We start from the raw sequence: 18,568 nt of genomic DNA, 5'->3' as shown, positions 1-18,568 counted from the left end.
CGGCTGATGGGGGAGCCTCAAATGGGCTTGCGGAGAGCGGCCGTTCCGGCGTGAGGGCGATCGAACGCCGGCCGAAGGGGCCCCGGTCACTGCTCGCATGATGTGGGGCGGGGCGCGGGTCCTGCTTGTGTGCGGGAGCACCGGTAACTTGCGTGGTTGAGAACACGTCCGGGAGCTGGTTGCAGATCGCTCGGAGGGACTTACCATTCCTCGCCAGGAGTACCGTCCGAGCCCGCCCCCGGCAGGGCCGGACGAGCCGGGAGGAGAGCCGCATGCCCCGGATCACGACGCCGAGCCACGGCACGGCCACCGAGCGACTGGAATGCTGGCGGGACGCCGTCGGCCGGAACCTCGTGCCCCTGGAGGTCCTGCCGCGTGGGAACGCCGACTTCAGGGCATCACTGCACGCCGTGCGCGTCGGCCAGGTACAGATGTCTGTCATCTCGGCCGCACCGCACAGCGTCGCGCGTACCCGTCGGCACATCGCCTCCGACGCACCCGACTTCTTCCAGCTCACCGTGCAACTCACCGGACAGGGCGTGCTCACCCAGAGGGACCGTCAGGCCAGGGTGGGGCCGGGCGAACTGGTCGTCTACGACACGCGTCGTCCCTTCAGCTACGACCTCCACCAGTCCCACACCGGTCTCGTCCTGATGTTCCCGCGAGGCATGCTGCCGTTGGCGGAGCGCGATCTGTCGCGTGTGACGGCGACTCCGGTGCCCTGCCACGACGGTCTCGGGCAGGTGGTACTGCCTCTCCTGCACGGACTGGCGCGGCAGATGGAGCACCTGGAGTCCCGTGGCACGCCCCGGCTGGCCGACAACGTGATCGACCTGATCGGCACCCTGCTCGCGGAGCACGCCGACGTGCACCGGACAACAGAAGAGGACGGCCCGGGCCTGCTCACCGAGCGCGTCCTCGTCTACATGGAGCAGCGGCTCGGCGACCCCGCGCTGAACCCCGAGGGGATCGCGGCCGCCCACCGCATCTCCCGCCGCTACCTGTACAAGTTGCTGGCGGCAGAGGGGCACACGGTCTCGGGCTGGATCCGGGAACAGCGTCTGGCCCGGTGCCGACGCGACCTCACCGATCCGGCCCTGGACCACCTTCCCCTCGGCGCCATCGGCGGGCGCTGGGGCTTCGCGGACCCGGCCCACTTCAGCCACGCCTTCAAGTCGGCGTACGGCATGAGCCCCCGGGAGGCGCGCGCGGCTGGTCGGTGACATCGGTGATGTCAGTCCGCCCCAGTGATGAACGGCCTGGCCCCGGCGGCTCCTGACGTGTGTCTTCAGGCCACCCGGTAGTTGAAGAACCCCTGCCCCGACTTACGGCCCAGCAGGCCCGATTCGACCATGCGGCGCAGCAGCGGGGGAGGGGCGTACAGCGGTTCCCGGTACTCCTCGTACAGTGCCTCGCCTATCGCCGCCACGGTGTCCAGTCCGATGAGGTCGGCCAGGCGCAGCGGGCCCATGGGGTGAGCGCAGCCGGCGGTCATCCCGGTGTCGATGTCCTCCGCCGTCGCCGTACCGGATCCGACCATGCGCACGGCTGCCAACAGGTAGGGAATCAGCAGGGAGTTCACTACGAAGCCGGCACGGTCCTGCGCGATGATCGTCTGCTTGCCCAGGATCTCGCTCGCGAAGGCACGCACGCGCAGTTCCGTTGCCTTCGAGGTGTGCAGAGAGGGGACGACCTCGACGAGTGGCATGACGGGGACCGGGTTGAAGAAGTGCAGGCCGACCACCGACTCCGGGCGTCCGGCCGCGGCGGCGAGCCGGGCGATGGGGATCGATGAGGTGTTGCTCGCCAGCACGGCGGCCGGGTCCGTGACCACCTCGCCCAGTTGCCGGAACAGCGCCGTCTTGGCGCGCTCGTTCTCGACGGCTGCCTCGATGACCAGGTCCGCCCCACTCAGGCGGGAGAGGTCGTCGGTGACCGAGATCCCGGCCAGGGCGTGTGCGCGGTCCTCGGGCGCGATGCCACCGCGCTTCTCCGCCTTCAGCAGGGAGTCCGCCACACCCGCCAGGCCGGCCCGGGCCTTGTCCTCGGTCACGTCGCACAACGTGACGTGCAGTCCCGCCCGGGCGCACACCTCGGTGATGCCCCGGCCCATCTGGCCCGCGCCTACGACGCCTACGTGCTTGATCGCTGTCATGTGCTGCTCCGCCTGTCCCTCCGTCGGGCGGCGGTCGACCGACGCCGCCACGGTGTGTGCTGCCGTGTTGAGCGTAGGGCGGGTAAATCCCCTCTGACCTGCTTGAACAGTGCGTCATCCGCGTACAAACGTGCGTCGGTTCGATGCTGACCCGGGCCTGGAGAGGACGGCATGCCGACGGGGCGTCAGGCTCATGCCGGACGCCTGCTGCGGGTCGGCGTTCAGGCGGTGGCCGTGGCGGCAGCGGCCTCCCGGAGGCGGCGGATCACGCCGCGCACCGCAGGTGAGGTCTCCCCCTTGCGGTAGGCGCCGACCAGCCGGGTCGTCAGCGCCACGTCCGCCAGTGGCCGGTACGCCACTCCGGGGATCTGCACGCGGCGCAGCGAGTAGGGGACCAGTGCCACCGCGAGACCGCCGCCCACCAGCGTCAGAGCCGCGATGAAGTCCCGCACCGGGGGAGCGCATCGCGGGCTGAAGTTCCCTTGCTCCGCCACTTCGAGGATCTGGTCACGGCAGCCGTACTCCTCGTCGAAGTGCGGAGCAACGAAGTTCTCGTCGCACAGCTTGGCAGCCGGTACCGCTTCGTACGCCGCCAGTGGCGCGGCGGCCGGTAGCGCCAGGACGATCTGCTCGGTAAGCAGGCAGGTGGCCGTGACTTCGGGTGGGTACTCCGGTCTCCAGCGTAGGAAGCCGACGTCGATGTCCCCGCAGGCCAGTGCTTCCAGTTGGGCCGGTGTCTCCAACTCGCGTACCTGGACGGTGAGTTCGGTGCCGGGGGCCGCGCAGCGGGTGAGGACGTCGGTCAGTACGCCGGAGAACGCGGCCGAGGCGACGTACGCGATCTGGGCATGTCCCAATTCCCCGCGCCCGGCACGCCGGCCCACCGCCTCGGCCCGCGCGGCCTGTGCGAGGGTGAGCCGCGCCTCTTCGAGGAAGAGCCGCCCGGCGCTGGTCAGGGCCGGGCGGGTGCGCCGTCCGCGGTCGATGAGCCGTACGCCGAGATGTGACTCCAGGGCTCTGATCTGGGCGCTGAGCGCCGACGGTGCGAGATGCAGACGGTCCGAGGCCCGCGCGAAGTGCAGTTCCTCCGCGACGACGACGAACGATTCCAGCCAGCGCAGTTCCACCGATTCCTCCGTCCTGCCGGGACACCCCGCGGCGGCGTCAGGGCAGAACAGGACCGCCGCGGGGTGAGTGTGGGCGACCTGCTGGATCAGGGGATCACGACGTAGTTGCTGAATCCGCCGTCCAGGTCGGTGGCGCGCCCCGAAATCGCCTCGTTGACCTCGGCCAGCGGGAAGGGCTTGGTGATCAGGTAAGACAGGTCCAGTGCCCCGGTCGCCACCATGTCGGCGACTTCCTGTCCCTGCGCGGTGGTGAACCAGTTGGAGCCGATCAGCTGGACCTGCTCGTCCATGAGCCACTTCACGTCGACGGGCAGCCGGTCGGCCACGCCGCCGACGTTGACCACCTTGCCGCCGCGGCGCACGCCCTGCATGGAGTCGAGCATCGTCTCCACCGGGGCCTTGGCGCCGAGTGCGCTGATGACGAAGTCCGCTCCCTCGCCGCCGGTGCGCGACTTGGCCCACTCGCCCGTGGACCCCTCGCCCAGACGCATGACCTCGATCCGGTCCGGGGCCAACTCCTGAACACGCTTGAGGAGTTCCTCGTTGCGGCCGGTTCCGAGCACCTTGGAGACGCCCGAAGCCAGCGCGAGGAGGGTGGAGGCGACGCCGAGCGTGCCCGTGATCCCGTCGATCAACGCGACCTGGCCGGGGCCGGCCGCCGCGTGCTTGAGGGCTCCGTAGGAGGTGCCGATGTAGCCGAGCTTGCCGGCCTGCTCGAACGCCATGTTGTCGGGGATGTTGACGATCGAGTACTGCGGCGCCGTCATGTACTCGGCGAAGCCGCCGTAGGGGTACAGGTCGAAGATCCGCTGGCCGTCGCGCGATGTGCTGAAGTAGCCGTTCAAGGTGAAGTAGCGGCACCGGCTGAGCTCGCCCCCGCGGCACACCTGACAGCTGCCGCAGGATCGCAGCGGGCTCACATAGACCCGGTCGCCGGGCTTGGTGTTGAGCACCGCCTCGCCGACCGCCTCGACCACACCCGCCGGGTCCAGCCCGAAGACCGCGGGGAGCTTGGGCAAGGGCTGGTGCGGATACCAGGTGGGCCAGTTGTTGATCACATTCGCCATGTTCGGCACGATTCCGCATGCCTTCACCCGCACCAGCACATCGGTTGGCCGCGGGGCAGGCACCTCGATCGTGTCCACCGACATCGGCTCACCGAGCGTGTGCAGTCGGGCAGCGAGCATTTTCGCCATTGAAATACTCCTGAATTGATGGGCCGTACGGCGCCGAGAACTACGAATTGGGGAACGGGTGTGGGTAATTGTCCTCAAGGTCGATGTCCAGCAGCCCCATGATGCGGACGCCGGAGTTGTACCAGGCGATGGACAACGACAGTTCGACCATCTGTCGGTCCGTCAGGTGCTCGGCGGCGGCACGCCACGTCTCCTGCGAGACGTCGACCTGGAGCGTGGACTCCCTGGCGAGGGACATGACCGCCTTCTCCGTCTCGTCGAAGAGATCGGACGCCTCGAAGTCGGCCACCGCCGCAAGCTGTTCCTCGGTGAGCCCGGCCTTGAGCCCGTGTGACTGGTGGTGTGCGACCTCGTATGCGGACCGGGTGGCGTGACCCACGGTCAGAATGGCCAGCTCGCGCAGCTTGGAGCTGAGGTCGGCGGCCCGTAGCGAGTTGGCGTAGGTGAGGAATGCGTCCAGCTGGGTGGGCGCGTTGGTGAGGGCGAGGAAGATGTTCGCCGTCGGTACCTTGCGTTCGGTCTCCAGCCGGTCGTACAGCGGCTTCAGTGACTCGTCCGCGTCCTCGCGGCGCAGGTAGGGAACTCGTGCCATGACGTCTCCTTGGGGACGGGGCGGACGGAAGGTCAGGGAAGGGGCTGCTCGAGCAGGAACCGCTCCAGCGACATCGGCTTCGGCGGCTCGGCCGGCGGGATCTGCGGTACTCCGACGAAGGGCGACGCCTCGAAGTACCACTTCTCCAGGGCCGGGAGGCCCCAGCGGGCGTTGGTGCTCAGCGATGCGGCGTCCCAGCGCACGGGCTCGATCTCGGTGTCGATGGTCTGGTAGTGGCTGTTGAAGACCTCCACCCGGTGGCCGTCGGGGTCGCGGAGGTAGGCGAAGAGCATCCCGCCCGGACCGTGCCGTCCCGGGCCCCGCTCCACACCGTCGCCGTAGCCGAGGATGCCCGCCCAGTCGCAGGCGCTGAAGATGTCGCGGCTCTCGGAGACGGTGTAGGCGAAGTGGTGCAGGGCGGGCCCGGCGTTCTCGACGATCGCGAGGTCCAGACAGGTGCCCTTGCGGTACATGAAGGCGCCCAGCAGCTTGTCGCCGTGCTCCAGGTACTCCGAGTTGCGGAAGCCGAGCTCGCCGTAGAAAGCGGTCAGTTCGTAGGTGTCCGGCGCGAAGGTCTGGAAGTGATCCAGACGCTGCGCGTGGGCGCCCTTGTACTGAGCGAAGTCGATGTGCAGCCGCGGCCTGGTCTCCATGTGGGCGCACAGTTCGAGCGGCGTGCCGATGGGGTCGCTGACGTGCAGGGTGCGGCCTTGGTACGGGACGTCGACCCACTCTGCGGGCAGGCCGCGCTCACGGAACCAGGCGTACGCGAGATCGAGGTCCTCGTCGAAGAACACCCGGAAGCCGATCCTCTTGCAGGTGCCCGCGCCCTCCTCGTCGAGCTCCAGGACGAGACTGTGGTGGCAGGCCTCGGCCAGGCCGCGGAGGTAGCAGGTGCGGTCGTCCTCGTCGCTGACGACGAGCCCCAGGGCGTTCACGTAGAAGTTCCGGCTCTCGGCCAGGTCGGCGACGGTCAGCCGGACATGGCTGGAGCGGGTGATATTGAAACTCGGGCGCAGATTGACGGGTGGCAGCATGCTCGGCTCCGTGCTCCGATCGGCTCTGTATTTCGCTGACTGTAATACTTCGAGGTAGTTTTACTGCTTGGCCGTGGAGGGCCTGGATTCGGGAAATGTGAAGGCGGACCATCCGCTGAATTCCGCGGATTCGCCGAGGGACTCCTCGATACGCAGCACCTCGTTCCACTTGGCCATCCGCTCGGAGCGGGTGAACGAGCCCACCTTCAGCTGACCGGCGTCCCAGCCGACGCTGAGATGGGCGATGGTGATGTCCTCGGTCTCACCGGACCGGGCCGAGACGATGGTGCCGAAACCGGCGTCCTTCCCGGCGCGCAGGGCCAGGAACGCCTCTGTGACCGTGCCGGCCTGGTTCGGCTTGACGAGGACGGCGTTCGCCGCCCCGCCGGTGGCCGCCGCCTCCACCCGCTTGGCGTTCGTGACCAGGTAGTCGTCGCCGATCACCTGGCAGCGGTGGCCGTGGCGCCGGGTGAACTCCACCATGCCGTCGGTGTCGTCCTCACCCACCGGGTCCTCGACGGACAGGATCGGATACTGCTCGATCCAGTCGCCCAGCATGTCGATCAGCGCGGCGGTGTCCAGCGTGCGGTCGTCCAGCGCCAGCGTGTACCGACCGCCACTGCCGAACTGCGAGGCTGCCACGTCCAGGGAGATGCCGACCTGCGTCGAGGGCGCGAAGCCCGCGGATTCGATCGCCCGGGTCAGCGTCTCGAGCGCCTCCTCGTTGGAGTCGAACGCGGGCCAGAAGCCGCCCTCGTCTGCTACACCCTGCGCCTTCCCGGCCTTGCGCATCAGGTTTCCGGCCGCCCGGTAGATCTCCGCGGTCCAGTCCAGCGCCTCGGAGAAGCTGCCGGCCGCGGGGCACATCACCATGAAGTCCTGGACGTCGACGCGACGGTCCGCATGGGCGCCGCCGCCGAAGATCTGGATCTCCGGCAGGGGGATGCGGACCGGTCGTCCGCCTGCCAGGTGCTGCCACAGCGGTACGCCCGCGGACGCGGCGGCGGCGTGCAGGACCGCCATGGACGTGGCCACGATCGCGTTGCCGCCGAGACGGCTGCGGTCGGGGGTGCCGTCGAGGTCCACCAGGAGCCGATCGACGACCTCCTGGTCGGATGCGTCGCGGTTCAGGAGGGCGGGTGCGATCTCCTGGTTCACCGAACCGACCGCGCGATGGACGTCGAGTCCGCCGAAGCGGCTGCCGCCGTCGCGCAGATCGAGCGCCTCGCCCTGGCCCGTCGACGCGCCAGCCGGTGCGATGGCCCGGCCGATCGCGCCGTCCGCGAGATGGATCTCGACCTCCACGGTCGGCCGTCCGCGTGAGTCCCACACCCTGCGGCCGTGGAGCTTGGCGATCCGCGCGTCTGTCATGGCGGTGCAACCTTTCGGAGTTCGGACGATCGGGGCGCCGAGCGGTGCCTGTGCCCGTGCCTGTCACCAGGGGACGGACCGCCCCCGCGACCGGAGGCGTACGGAGACCCCGTGCCCAAGAACTGGCGCGGTCGGAGGCCGGGGCCGGCATCCGAAGGGGTGCGGCGCCCTGGGTGCGAGTGACAGGGGGGAGGACGAGGGATGCTCATCCGCTGCGGCTCTCGAAGTGCTAACGATAGCGCAATCGTGCGAAGTGGAGGTGGTTCTGTCAAGGGGCGAAGCGTGGCCCGGTGGGCGGCTGTGTTGCCTGTTTCCGTCATTCTTGGCCTCCGGGCGGGCCAATGCTATCGTTCGCACAACCCCTGTGCGTGACTTGTGGCGCTGCGGCAAGAACTCCGGCGGGCCCGCGCTGCCTGGACGGACGGACAGCACAGGCAGCGTGGGCCCGCCGGGTCCGATCGCGGCCGACAGGAAAGCGAGCCGACATGACACCCGAGCCCTCTGTGGCACCCATGACCCTCACCACGGTCGTGGCCAGCACTCGTCCCGGACGCGTGGGCAGGTCCGTCGCGGACTGGTTCACCGCCCGGGTCGCGGAGTGCGAGGAGTTCGAGTCGCACCTGGTCGACCTGCACGAACTCGCTCTGCCGTTCTTCGACGAGCCGCATCCGCCCGCTCTGCGGACGTACACGAAGAGCCACACCCGCGCATGGAGCCGGATCGTCGACGCCTCGGACGCGTTCGTGTTCGTCACCCCGGAATACAACGGAGGCTTTCCGGCTCCCCTGAAGAACGCGTGGGACTTTCTCGTCGTCGAGTGGCAGCACAAGCCGGCCGCGTTCGTCAGCTACGGAGGTGTCTCGGCGGGCACCCGCGCAGTGCAGATGGCCAAGCAGGTCGTGGCGAACCTGCGGATGCTGCCGATCGGTCCCACCGTGAGCATTCCGTTCGTCAGCGAACGCGTCGAGGACGGTGCTTTCCGGCCTGGCAAGATCCATGAGGCCGCCGCCGAGCAGATGCTCGACGAGCTCGTGCGCACCGCTGCCGTCATGCGTCGGTTGCGCAGTGGGACGTACTGACCCGGCGACGTACTGACCGGGTAGCGAGAACGGGAAGGCGCCCGGAATGCATTGTTCCGGGCGCCTTCGCTGTGGTGGACGAGGTCCCTGTGGCGCATGCGGATCGCCCCTGACTCAGGCGGACCGCCCGTCAGTCAGGCGGACGGAGCCTTTCCGCCGGGGGGTGCCGTGCTGCCGCGCAGGACCAGTGACCCGGGAGAGACCGACGTATACGGGCCGTCGTTGCTCGGCCGGGTCTTGAGGCGACGCATCATCCACAGCGCGCAGCCGGTGGCCATCTCCTGGATGGGCAGGCCGATCGTGGTGAGTCCGGGACCCCACCAGGAGAACCCGGGCTCGTCCCCGAACCCGACCACGGACAGCTCGTCGGGCACCTTGACGCCCTGCCGGGACAACTCCTCCAGGACGCCGAGGGTGAGCTGGATCGATCCCAGCACGAGCGCGGTGGGCGCATCCGGCCCCTTCAGCAGCCGGCGCACCGTTTCTCGGCCGCGGGCGACCGATGACGGCGGTCCCAGCTCCGCGCGCCCCGCCTCGTCCGGCAGCCGGCCCTCGCGCAGGGCGGTGCGGAAGCCGCGCAGACGCTCCGCGCCCGTGGGCAGCTCTTCGGGGCCGCCGAGGTAGGCGATGCGGGTGTGGCCCTGCGCCACCAGGTGGGCCGTGGCCTGACGCAGCGCCTCGTGGTCGTCCACGCCGAACCACTGGGAGCCGAGCGACTGGTGCCTGCGCAGCAGCTGCAAGTGCGGTAGTGCGCGCAGGAGTTTGACGGACTCGCTGTGCGGGCGCGCGGTGGGCACGATGATGACGGCCGCCACGCGGTTCGCGGACAGCTCCCGCAGATGGCGCAGTTCGGCCGTCCGGTCGTCGTCCGTCTCCGAGAGCATCAGCTGGAAGCCTTCGGCCTCCATGTTCTTGGACAGCTCGTGCGCGATCGTCGAGTAGAAGCTGTTGCGGATGTCCGGGATGACCAGCGCGACCACGTTGCTGGACGCTCCGCGCATCATCCGGGCCGCGCGGTTGCCGACGTACCCCATCTCGGAAGCGGCCTGCCGCACCCGGAACTTGGTCTCCTCGCTGATGCGTGGATCGTCGGCGAGTGCCCGTCCCACCGTCGACACGGAGACTCCGAGGCGCTCGGCGATGTCCCTGGTCGTGATCACTTGAGGAATCCCCTCGACTGACTGGTCCTGCGCCGTCACATTCCGTGTGCCAACGATAGCACCGACGTCGCCCTCCGTGGTCGGCGGGAGGGAGGGAGCCCGGGTTGATCACTAGCTTTGTGCTAACGTTAGCACTGTTGAATGGTGCTGTGTAGCCGCTCGCGGCTGCCTAGTTGCGGAGGTTTTCCGTGCGGATCGTCAGGTATGCCGTCGGCGGCGTGCGTCACTATGGAGAACTCGAATCCGGTGACGTGAGGATCGCGAGATTCGAGGGTGATCCCTTCACCGGGTTGTCCCCTACGGAGTATGTCGACCAGGTCGGCGACGTCGTCATTCTCCCGCCGGTCGACCGCCCCCGGATTTTCGGGTTCGCCTACAACTACGCCTCACATGTCGACGAAACCGACCATGAGATTCCCGAAGTTCCGGTGTGCTTCATGAAGCCGAGTACGGCCGTTGTGGGACCGGGGGATGCAATCGTGTATCCGGAGGATGGCGAACTGATCCATTTCGAAGGGGAGTTGGTCGTCATCATCGGAAAGGAAGCCCGCCATGTGAAACCCTCACAGGCCCATGAGTACATCCTCGGCTATACGTGCGGGAATGACGTCAGCGACCGCATCGTCCAGCGCAAGGAAAGCACATACGGAACGCTTCTGATCGGGAAGGGCCACGACACCTTCGCCCCGCTCGGGCCGGCCATCGCGACCGAACTCGACCCTGCGGGGCTGTCCCTGACGACCCGTGTGAACGGCACGGTCATGCAGTCTGCGACCACGGCCGACCTGCTGCTCCCGGTTCCGGATCTCGTCGGCTACCTCAGCCGCTACCTGACGCTGCTGCCCGGAGACGTGATCATGACGGGCACGCCTTCAGGCGTCGGGCCGATCCGCCCCGGAGATGAGGTGGAGGTCGAGATAGAGGGCATCGGCGTCCTGCGCAATCCGGTCGTGGCCGAAAGTCGTTGACCGGCGGACGCCTGTCAGCTTCCGTCCCCAAAGGGGCCTGCCCACCGCCGAGCGGTGGACAGGCCCCTTGGTGTGTCGGCGGTGTGCTCGTCAGCGGACCGCGTTGTTGAACAGTGCGGGACGGACGAAGACCAGGGCGGCGACGCTCACCAGCGGGAGGAACGTGACCTGGAGCAGGCCCGCCTGGCTCCAGCCGTAGGAGTCCACGAGGGCGGCGAAGAGAAGTCCCGAGAATGCCGCCGGCCCGTAGTAACTCGTGACGAAGAGACCCGAGGCGCGTCCGATCTGCCCGGGACGGACAGCCCGCTGCATCGCGCTGTTCGTGTTGGGGTAGATGAAGCCCAGCCCGAACGCGCCCATGAGGAAGGCGAACACGCACTGCAGGCCCACTGGGGCCTGCGTCTCGTAGACGCACACGCTGACGGCTGAGACGGCCAACAGACTGAGGATCAGCAGGTTGCGCTGGTTGACCCGGTCGCCGAGCCAGCCGCCGAGAACGGCCGACATGCCACCGAAACCGAGGAAGCTCATGGCCAGTGCCGCCTGCTCGGCGGAGTAGTGCAGCGACGTGATGAGGTACGTCGGGTAGAGCCCGAGGAACCCGTAGATGGCCACGCCGCTGACGACGGCGTGGACGGTGAGGGCGATGGTGTTGCGGTTGTAGGCGGAGGCCGGGACGTGGTCGTAGGTCCTGGCCGAGACGACCTTCTCGGTTGAGTGCTCGGTCAGACCGGCCTTCACGAGGAACAGGGAGGCGGCGGCGATCAGCAGGCCTGCCGTGCCGAACAGGTAGAAGGGCGAGTGCCAGGTGCCGTGCAGGCCCATGAGGTGGACGCCGATCAGCGGGGCGATGAACACGCCGACGGAGTAACCCACGCCGATGATGCCGAAGGCGAGGCCGCGCCGGTGGGCGAAGAAGGCGCCCATCGCCGCGAAGATGGCGGCGGACTGCATGCCCTCACCGAAGCCCGAGACGACCCGGTACAGGGTCATGTCGGCGAAACCGGTGGCCAGGGGCGTGGCCATCGTGCCCAGGGAGTAGATCACGATGCTGGACAGCAAGATCGTCTTGCGGCGAAAACGGTCCAGGAGATAACCCGCGGGCAGGCCGGCCAGAGCCATACCGAGGGTGAAGTTGGTCGCCAGCAGCCCGCCCTGTTCCAGGGAGAACCCGTACTCCTCGCGGATGTTGGGCAACAGGGGAGGGAAGACTTGGCGGTCCATCGCGTTGACCATGTAGGAGAGGACGATCAGCAGGAAGCCCACCCCGATCGTGGCCCGGGAGAGGGGCGGACGGGTGCTTTCCTGATGAGTGCCGTCGGCGGGCACGGCACTGGTGTCGACTTGTGCTGCGTGAGTCATTGCGGCTCCTGAGGGGAATGGGCCGCGGCAGGCCGCGGCGGACGCATCACCGGTACGGCGCCGCACGGGCGACGACGAGAAGCGGTGAGACAAGAAGCGGGCACGAGAAACGGGAGGACGAGAAGCGGTGAGCTGAACACGGACTCGGTCGAGTCGGCGACGGCGATACGGCCGCCGACTGGCGGAAAGGGGCGACGGGCTGCCGCGCGGACTCATGCCGCATGCGGAACTCAGCCGGTCGCCCGTCGGGGACGTCCGTGGCTGTGGCGTCTTCGACAGCCGGACCTCGTGCGGCCGTTTATCGGGTCACACGGTCGGCGTTGCCAGAACCATGAAGGGAAGTCCGTGGCGCGTCAAGACGTGGACAACGGATTTCTTCGGCAGTCCTTGTTTTCCCGTGGTGGCCGGGCTCCTCGGTTCTGGCCGGGCCGTGCGGCGAGGCGCCGGCGGCCAGTCGTACGGCGCGCTCTTGACGTGTCGAAAGCCCCGAGTGCTATCGTTAGCATCACGTGGCTGTGACAGAGTGATTCGACGTGCCCCGGCATCCCGTGACCCGTTCCCGGGGCGTGGCGCGGCGCCCGAACCGACCACAAGTCGGCGAGCGCCGGCGACCCACCCCGGCCAAGTGACCCTCTCCACCCACCCATGGCGGCCCGAAGGCATGATCGGACGCGACTCGGCCGCCGTTCTGGACGACGATCAAACCTGCTGACCGGATGCGACCGGGCTGGACGCCCGGCCGCCCGCCGCGGCCGCACGATTCTGCGAGGACGACCTGCCATGAAACCACTGAGCTGCCCAGGCACCGTGCTGCTCACCGACTACGCCTGGCCCGACGACTCCGTCGAGCGATCGGTCATCGAGCAGGCGGGCCACATCCTGGTGACCGGCCCCGCCGAGCCCGCCTCCGCAGAGGTGATCGAGGAACTGGTCGCCGAGCACCGGCCCGCCGGGATCCTGACCTGCTGGGCGCCGGTCTCCGCCACCGCGATCGACACCTCGCCGGAGCTTCGCATCGTGGCCAGACTCGGGGTCGGCCTGGACAACATCGCTGTTGATGCCGCCACCGAGCGAGGCGTGTGGGTCACCAACGTGCCCGACTACTGCGTCGAGGAGGTCTCCGATCATGCCGTCGGCATGGTGCTGGCCTGGACGCGGGGCCTGGCCGTGTTCGACCGGGAGGTCCGCGCGGGCCGCTGGGACCCCGCGAGCGCGCGGCTGCGCCGGCTGTCGACGCTGACCTGCGGCATCGTTGGATTCGGGCGGATCGGACGCGCGACGGCGCGCAAGCTCGGCGCGTTCGGCTGCCGGATCCTGGCCCACGACCCGCACTCGCCGAAGTGCACCCCCGGTGTGGAGATGGTGGGCCTGGAGGAGCTCCTGCGCGGCAGTGACGTGGTGATCCTCCATGTGCCGCTGACCCCCCGCACGCACCACATCATCGGAAGCGAACAGCTGGCGCTGATGCAGCCGGGCGGCCTGCTCGTCAACGTCAGCCGGGGCGGCCTGGTCGACACCGACGCGGTGATCAAGTCCCTCGACAGCGGGCACCTGGACGGTGCCGCCTTCGACGTACTGGAGACCGAGCCGCATGTGCCCGCCGGCCTGTCGGCCCAGCCGGGGGCGCTGCTCACCCCGCACGTCGCCTTCTCCTCCGACGCGTCGGTCATGGAACTGCGCCGCCGAGCCGCTGAGGAAGTCGTACGGATCCTGGCCGGCGAGAACCCGGTCCACGGCTGCAACAGCCCCCGTGGCCTGCCCGCCGGATCGGGTGACCAGCGATGAGCTCGACCTCCGCACAGGTGGGCCCGGGCCCCCTGCCCGACACCGCGCTGACGGACTTCCTGATCGAGCAGCGGCTCGCGGAGCCGACTGAAGCCGCTCACTGGACTCCGCTGGCCGGCGGCGTCTCGTCGGACCTGTGGAGGGTGGACCTGCCCGGACGGTCCCTCTGCGTGAAGCGCGCCCTGGCCCGGCTGAAGGTCGCGGCCGACTGGCAGGCACCGGTGTCGCGCAACGCCTACGAATGGGCGTGGATGCGGTTCGCGGACCGGCACCGCCCGGACAGCGTGCCCGATCTGCTGGCCCACGACCCCGAAGCCGGCCTCTTCGCGATGGCGTACCTGCCCCCAGAGCGGCACCCGGTGTGGAAGGCACAGCTCCTGGACGGCGAGGTGCGGGTGGCGACCGCGGCGGCCGTCGGAGAACTGCTCGGCAGCCTGCACGCGGCGAGTGCGGGGGACGCCACCCTCGCCGAGGAGTTCGCCACCGACGACAACTTCCACGCGCTGCGCATCGAGCCGTACCTGCTGGCCACCGCCGCCGCACACCCCGGTCTGGGCGATGTCCTGCGGGGGCTGGCCGACCGCACGGCCGCCACCCACCTGGCCCTGGTCCATGGCGATGTCAGCCCCAAGAACATACTCGTCGGCCCGTCCGGGCCCGTGCTCCTGGACGCCGAGTGCGCCTGGTACGGAGACCCCGCCTTCGACCTGGCCTTCTGCGTCAACCATCTGCTTCTCAAGAGCCTGGCGGTACCAGGACGCCGCGCCGAACTCCTCCGATCGGCCCGCATCCTGGCGCAGGAGTACGTCCGGTGTGTCGACTGGGAGCCCCGGCCCGCTCTTGCGGAACGGGCCGCGACACTGCTGCCGGCGCTGCTGCTCGCGCGGGTGGACGGCAAGTCCCCGGTGGAGTACCTCACGGACGACCGGCACCGGATGCTCGTGCGCACCGTGGCAACGGCTTTGCTACGGGCCCCCGCACCCACGGTGGGCGATGTCCTGGACACCTGGGAAGCCGCTCTGCCGGCCCCGACCGGCCCCGGCAGTGTGCGGCCCGACTGACCCCACCGATTCGACGATCCCGGCCAGCCCCGCACGAGGAGAGACATATGCGCAGAGTCGTCACCGGCCACGACGAGAACGGCAGATCGGTCGTCGTCAGCGACGGCCCGATCCCGCGCAGCCGGGAGTTCACCAGTCTGCCGGGCTGGGTGTCCCGTCTGCCGTGGGCGACCGAACCCGGCGACAACGTCAGCAGGACAGGGGAGGACCCTACGGCGAAGGTCACCAGCCTGCTCCCGGCACCCGGCGGCACCCGGTTCATCATCCTGACCTTGCCGCCGGACACCGCGATGGCCGACCCCGCCTTCGACCCGGTCGCCTTCGACGAGGAACAGCGGGCCGACTCGCCGGGTATCGCCGACCTCATGGAGCCCGACGGCATGCACACCACGCCGACCGTGGATTACGGCATCGTGCTGCAGGGCGAGATCGTCCTCGAACTCGACGACGGCCGGTGCACCCCACTGGCATCAGGGGACATCGTGATCCAGAACGGCACCCGCCATGCCTGGCGCAACCGCAGCGGCCGACCGGTCACCATGGCATTCGTCCTGATCGGAGCGGAATCCGACGGCTGACAGGGCCGCAGGCGCCGCCGAGGCCAAGAGAACGTCTTGCATGAGACGAGCTCGCGCGGCGAGCGCGGTGGGCAGGACACATCTCTGCTGGGGCGAGCAGACCTGGTGAGGTCTGAAGTCGGGGTCGGCCCCGTGCGTCCGGGGCTGCGAAGGGCCGGGTCGCTGCTGTGCGCCTGCACCAAGCGCCGGACCGCCGTCTTCGGGACGATGCTCGACGCCATGGCCGTGAACTGGACCGGCGGCTTCTTCCTGATGGACCAGGCCGGGGCATCGGGCCCACCGGCCCGCGTACGGAATCGTCGCGCTCGTCCTGGGCGCCGTGACGGCCGGAGTCGTCCTGCTCGTCCGCAACTGATCAGTACGCCGAAGCAGCTCCGATCATCCGGTGTCGCTGTCGGCGCGGCGCCGGGCGCCCGGAAATGAGAGCGCCTGATGAGCATCTGCCCTATGCAGGTGTCCTTTCTCGGGTGTCTGGAAGAAGCCCGGCTTCTTCGGCGCGTACGACACGAAGAGATTCTTCGTCTGCTGGTGGTACGCCGACAGCATCTCTCTGACCAGCGGCGATGTGGGACACGGAAGGTGATCGGCAGACATGGCCCGGGCATGGTCCGGATCTTGATCATCTCTTCGGCGCCCTTGTGATGGCGGCTGTCCACGCACAACGCGACGACGGCGAACGCACGGACACGCAGGTGATCCCCCGCGGGTCGAAGGCGGGCCGCGTGGACGGTTGTCCTGGCTGCGGGTCCCCCTCACTCTCGGCCCTGTCTGACAACGCGGACGGTAGGGGGCCGACGGCACCTGGCGATCCCAGGTCGGGAAGACGTGGAGGTTCGCGATTGATACGCCCGTTCGCATGACCCGGGCTCAGAGCGGTCGGTGCTGTGATGAGCTGTTGCCTCGCGTCGGCCGGCCGGAGCGGGAGAGATGGCCGGCCCGACCCGAACCTGGGATCGGTAGCAGTCCCGGCAGCGAGAGCCTCGCCGCATGGACCTGCAGAAGATGCTCGGGCTGTGGTGGACGGTGCTCGCGGGGCTGGCGTTGGTGGGTTATGCGTGTGTGCTGGCCGGGCTGACCCGGCCGCAGCGGGCGGTGTGGGTGACGGCTCGGGTCGTGGAGGTGGATCCGCCGGGACACGGTGAGTCGGGGAAGCGCGGGATACCGGTGACGATCGTGTACCAGGACCCCGGCACCGGGCGGGAGTTCAGGCTGCGGCACGAGAACAAGCGTGGCGACCGGGTGCAAGTGGCCTGGGTAGGGCAGGAGTTCCCGGTCCGGTTTCCGCGGCGGCGGCCGGAGCGGTTCTTTCTCATGCTGGACAGCGAGGGGCGGACCTCCGGGGTCGGCGGGCCGAACTGCATGGTGATCCTGCTGGTGTTGGGACTGGTCGTCCAGTCGTTCTTCGCGTGGGGCTGGCAGTGGGGGCTGATCTGCGTCGGTGGCCTGCTGCTCCTCGTCGTCGCGCTGAGCCGGGACGGCGAGTACGCCCGCGCCCGCGCCGCTCAACTGGCCGAGGGCGTCACCGTCCAGGGTCGCGTGGTCGCCGTCACCAGGGACGTCCATTCCGACGGCGAAGGCGGCGAGAGGGTCAGCCACGCTTCCGTCGTCGCCTTCACCACCCACGAGGGCGTCGAGGTCACCGCGCTGTGCGCGCAGGGCATCCGGGACATCGCCGAGTCCCTCGGCCGTGACATCCCCGTCCGTTACGCGCCCGACCCGTCCCTCCTGACCGCCGACCCCGACCACGAACGCCGTGAGCGCACGTCGAACATCAGGTTCATCGCCACCCTGCTGGTCACCGGGATCGTCGCGATCGGGGTGGGCGGTTACTGCCTCCACCACCCCTGGCCCTTCACCTGACGATGCAGGTCAGGGCCGCCCAGAGGAGGGGTGCGTGCTCGATCCGGCCGTCGGCGCGCCACTGGTCGAGCTGCTGTCGCTGCCAGGCGCCGAGACGGCGGACCGGGTCGTGGTCCTCGTGGGCCGCGTCCACGGCGACCACGGCCTCCGTGAGTGGCCGTACGGACTCCGGCAGACCGGCCAGGCGGTGGAAGGCGAAGCTGGTGGGGAGCACCCAGCGGGTGGCGGTGACCAGCTGGGCGCCGTTGTGGATCATCGCCGTCGCCAGGCCGAAGGACTCGGCGAAGCGGAGATCGCCGCCGCTCTCGCAGGCGATCAGCGCGACGCGCGGCGGTGCGGGCCAGAGTTGAGCGCCCGGCACGCCGTCCGCGCGCAGCGGGAGGGTGCCCAGGAGAAGGTCCTTGGCGGACAACGGGCGGTGGGTGCGCACCGGTTCGGTCATCCCCGTGGTCTCTGGGCCGCAGCACAGGTGGAGGGTGACGTCCTCGCTCTGCCCGCCCTCGACGGGGGCGCCGCTGACGTGACCGACGTACATCAGGCGACGGGCACCCTTGCGCAGCGCCTCGCCCAGCCAGTCGCGGTCGAGGTCGGTGCGGCGGAAGGCCTCGGCGGGGGTGGCGACGGACGGTACGACGGTGCCCGCGTCGAGCCTGCGCTGTACGAGGGACAGCAGCGCCGGGTCCGAGCCGGGCTGCCCCAGGACCGAGCCGAGCGGGGAGTCGGCGCGGAAGCCGGGGACGCGGGGGTCCAGGACGAGAACCACGGCGTCAGAGTCCGGGTCCTGTTCGGTCGGGGTGGTGCCTGCCCGTCGTAGCGATGCCGGTGCCGTGGTGGCGATGTCCACGAGGTCGATCAGCCGTACGTCGCTGTCGTCACCGTCCACGGCGAGCAGCTCCCACGGGACCTGGGCGACCCGGGGTGACGGCTGGAGTCGCATCAGTGGACGGCCCAGGTGGGCGGATACCTGGCGGATCTGGTCGGTCAGGCCCGGCGGCCACAGCACCTCGGCCAGCATGCGGGAGAGGCGGCGCTCTTCCTCGTACGTGGCCAGCGCGCCGGACTCGAACGAGCGTCGCATGCCTTCCGTGCCGCCGCCCGGCAGTTCGGTGGCCAGCGCGCGGATGACCTCGTTTACGTCCGGCCCCGGGGCGTACCCGGTGCCGAATCCCTGGGCCCCACGGGCCCACGTCCAGGTCATGTGCAGGTCACCGGCGTCGGCGAGGCGGACCTGGACCAC

The 18,568-nt window shown here is 69.3% G+C and carries 16 protein-coding genes; 7 read left to right on the top strand and 9 right to left on the bottom strand.

The features are described from left to right. Nucleotides 1–272: 272 nt before the first annotated feature. Nucleotides 273–1,223 (top strand): helix-turn-helix domain-containing protein, encoded by a 951-nt coding sequence (locus JIX55_RS00695; RefSeq protein WP_257561256.1) that lies wholly within the window; start codon nt 273–275, stop codon nt 1,221–1,223. A gap of 65 nt (nt 1,224–1,288) precedes the next feature. On the opposite strand, the gene JIX55_RS00690 is transcribed toward JIX55_RS00695, so the two are convergent. The 6 genes from JIX55_RS00690 to eno all read right to left on the bottom strand — a co-directional run bounded on the left by JIX55_RS00690 (nt 1,289) and on the right by eno (nt 7,478). Further along, nucleotides 1,289–2,155 (bottom strand): 3-hydroxybutyryl-CoA dehydrogenase, encoded by an 867-nt coding sequence (locus tag JIX55_RS00690; protein ID WP_257561255.1) that lies wholly within the window; start codon nt 2,153–2,155, stop codon nt 1,289–1,291. 221 nt (nt 2,156–2,376) lie between these two features. Further along, the gene (locus JIX55_RS00685) at nt 2,377–3,282 is read right to left on the bottom strand and encodes a LysR substrate-binding domain-containing protein (protein WP_257561254.1); all 906 of its coding nucleotides are present in this window, start codon (nt 3,280–3,282) and stop codon (nt 2,377–2,379) included. An 86-nt stretch (nt 3,283–3,368) separates the two neighbouring features. Further along, on the bottom strand, nt 3,369–4,478 hold the full coding sequence (locus JIX55_RS00680; RefSeq protein WP_257561253.1) for an alcohol dehydrogenase catalytic domain-containing protein: 1,110 nt from the start codon (nt 4,476–4,478) through the stop codon (nt 3,369–3,371). A gap of 40 nt (nt 4,479–4,518) precedes the next feature. Continuing rightward, nucleotides 4,519–5,070 (bottom strand): carboxymuconolactone decarboxylase family protein, encoded by a 552-nt coding sequence (locus JIX55_RS00675; protein WP_257561252.1) that lies wholly within the window; start codon nt 5,068–5,070, stop codon nt 4,519–4,521. Between the two features lie 32 nt (nt 5,071–5,102). Continuing rightward, nucleotides 5,103–6,107, bottom strand: coding sequence for a VOC family protein (locus JIX55_RS00670; protein ID WP_257561251.1), 1,005 nt, complete (start codon nt 6,105–6,107; stop codon nt 5,103–5,105). 60 nt (nt 6,108–6,167) lie between these two features. Next, complete coding sequence (gene eno, locus JIX55_RS00665) at nt 6,168–7,478, bottom strand: phosphopyruvate hydratase (protein ID WP_257561250.1); 1,311 nt, start codon at nt 7,476–7,478, stop codon at nt 6,168–6,170. A 485-nt stretch (nt 7,479–7,963) separates the two neighbouring features. On the opposite strand from eno, the gene JIX55_RS00660 reads away from it, so the two are divergent. Further along, nucleotides 7,964–8,557, top strand: coding sequence for an NADPH-dependent FMN reductase (locus JIX55_RS00660; RefSeq protein ID WP_257561249.1), 594 nt, complete (start codon nt 7,964–7,966; stop codon nt 8,555–8,557). A 134-nt stretch (nt 8,558–8,691) separates the two neighbouring features. Here JIX55_RS00660 and JIX55_RS00655 read toward each other — a convergent pair whose 3' ends face one another. Beyond that, nucleotides 8,692–9,717, bottom strand: coding sequence for a LacI family DNA-binding transcriptional regulator (locus tag JIX55_RS00655; RefSeq protein WP_257561248.1), 1,026 nt, complete (start codon nt 9,715–9,717; stop codon nt 8,692–8,694). A 188-nt stretch (nt 9,718–9,905) separates the two neighbouring features. Here JIX55_RS00655 and JIX55_RS00650 point away from each other — a divergent pair, with 188 nt between their 5' ends. After that, the gene (locus JIX55_RS00650; protein WP_257561247.1) at nt 9,906–10,685 is read left to right on the top strand and encodes a fumarylacetoacetate hydrolase family protein; all 780 of its coding nucleotides are present in this window, start codon (nt 9,906–9,908) and stop codon (nt 10,683–10,685) included. A 90-nt stretch (nt 10,686–10,775) separates the two neighbouring features. On the opposite strand, the gene JIX55_RS00645 is transcribed toward JIX55_RS00650, so the two are convergent. Next, complete coding sequence (locus JIX55_RS00645) at nt 10,776–12,047, bottom strand: MFS transporter (protein ID WP_257561246.1); 1,272 nt, start codon at nt 12,045–12,047, stop codon at nt 10,776–10,778. Between the two features lie 780 nt (nt 12,048–12,827). Here JIX55_RS00645 and JIX55_RS00640 point away from each other — a divergent pair. The 4 genes from JIX55_RS00640 to JIX55_RS00625 all read left to right on the top strand — a co-directional run bounded on the left by JIX55_RS00640 (nt 12,828) and on the right by JIX55_RS00625 (nt 17,331). Then, nucleotides 12,828–13,832: a C-terminal binding protein gene (locus JIX55_RS00640; protein ID WP_257561245.1), complete on the top strand. Its 1,005-nt coding sequence runs from the start codon at nt 12,828–12,830 to the stop codon at nt 13,830–13,832. Next, complete coding sequence (locus JIX55_RS00635; protein ID WP_257561244.1) at nt 13,829–14,893, top strand: phosphotransferase family protein; 1,065 nt, start codon at nt 13,829–13,831, stop codon at nt 14,891–14,893. Before JIX55_RS00640 ends, JIX55_RS00635 begins: the two co-directional genes overlap by 4 nt. A 47-nt stretch (nt 14,894–14,940) precedes the next feature. Beyond that, complete coding sequence (locus JIX55_RS00630) at nt 14,941–15,471, top strand: cupin domain-containing protein (RefSeq protein WP_257561243.1); 531 nt, start codon at nt 14,941–14,943, stop codon at nt 15,469–15,471. A 987-nt stretch (nt 15,472–16,458) separates the two neighbouring features. Next, complete coding sequence (locus JIX55_RS00625; RefSeq protein ID WP_257561242.1) at nt 16,459–17,331, top strand: DUF3592 domain-containing protein; 873 nt, start codon at nt 16,459–16,461, stop codon at nt 17,329–17,331. On the opposite strand, the gene JIX55_RS00620 is transcribed toward JIX55_RS00625, so the two are convergent. Then, nucleotides 17,324–18,568: a CHAT domain-containing protein gene (locus JIX55_RS00620; RefSeq protein WP_257561241.1), complete on the bottom strand. Its 1,245-nt coding sequence runs from the start codon at nt 18,566–18,568 to the stop codon at nt 17,324–17,326. The genes JIX55_RS00625 and JIX55_RS00620 overlap by 8 nt on opposite strands.

This window comes from Streptomyces sp. DSM 40750 (assembly GCF_024612035.1).
Classification (GTDB): Bacteria; Actinomycetota; Actinomycetes; order Streptomycetales; family Streptomycetaceae; genus Streptomyces.
This window is presented reverse-complemented; position numbering and strand designations above follow the sequence as displayed.

Coding starts and splice junctions, on each gene's coding strand:
- JIX55_RS00660 (WP_257561249.1), top strand. CDS start 7,964: ATGACACCCGAGCCCTCTGTGGCACCCATGACCCTCACCACGGTCGTG.
- JIX55_RS00675 (WP_257561252.1), bottom strand. CDS start 5,070: ATGGCACGAGTTCCCTACCTGCGCCGCGAGGACGCGGACGAGTCACTG.
- JIX55_RS00640 (WP_257561245.1), top strand. CDS start 12,828: ATGAAACCACTGAGCTGCCCAGGCACCGTGCTGCTCACCGACTACGCC.
- JIX55_RS00680 (WP_257561253.1), bottom strand. CDS start 4,478: ATGGCGAAAATGCTCGCTGCCCGACTGCACACGCTCGGTGAGCCGATG.
- JIX55_RS00630 (WP_257561243.1), top strand. CDS start 14,941: ATGCGCAGAGTCGTCACCGGCCACGACGAGAACGGCAGATCGGTCGTC.
- JIX55_RS00625 (WP_257561242.1), top strand. CDS start 16,459: ATGGACCTGCAGAAGATGCTCGGGCTGTGGTGGACGGTGCTCGCGGGG.
- JIX55_RS00635 (WP_257561244.1), top strand. CDS start 13,829: ATGAGCTCGACCTCCGCACAGGTGGGCCCGGGCCCCCTGCCCGACACC.
- JIX55_RS00670 (WP_257561251.1), bottom strand. CDS start 6,107: ATGCTGCCACCCGTCAATCTGCGCCCGAGTTTCAATATCACCCGCTCC.
- JIX55_RS00645 (WP_257561246.1), bottom strand. CDS start 12,047: ATGACTCACGCAGCACAAGTCGACACCAGTGCCGTGCCCGCCGACGGC.
- JIX55_RS00690 (WP_257561255.1), bottom strand. CDS start 2,155: ATGACAGCGATCAAGCACGTAGGCGTCGTAGGCGCGGGCCAGATGGGC.
- JIX55_RS00695 (WP_257561256.1), top strand. CDS start 273: ATGCCCCGGATCACGACGCCGAGCCACGGCACGGCCACCGAGCGACTG.
- eno (WP_257561250.1), bottom strand. CDS start 7,478: ATGACAGACGCGCGGATCGCCAAGCTCCACGGCCGCAGGGTGTGGGAC.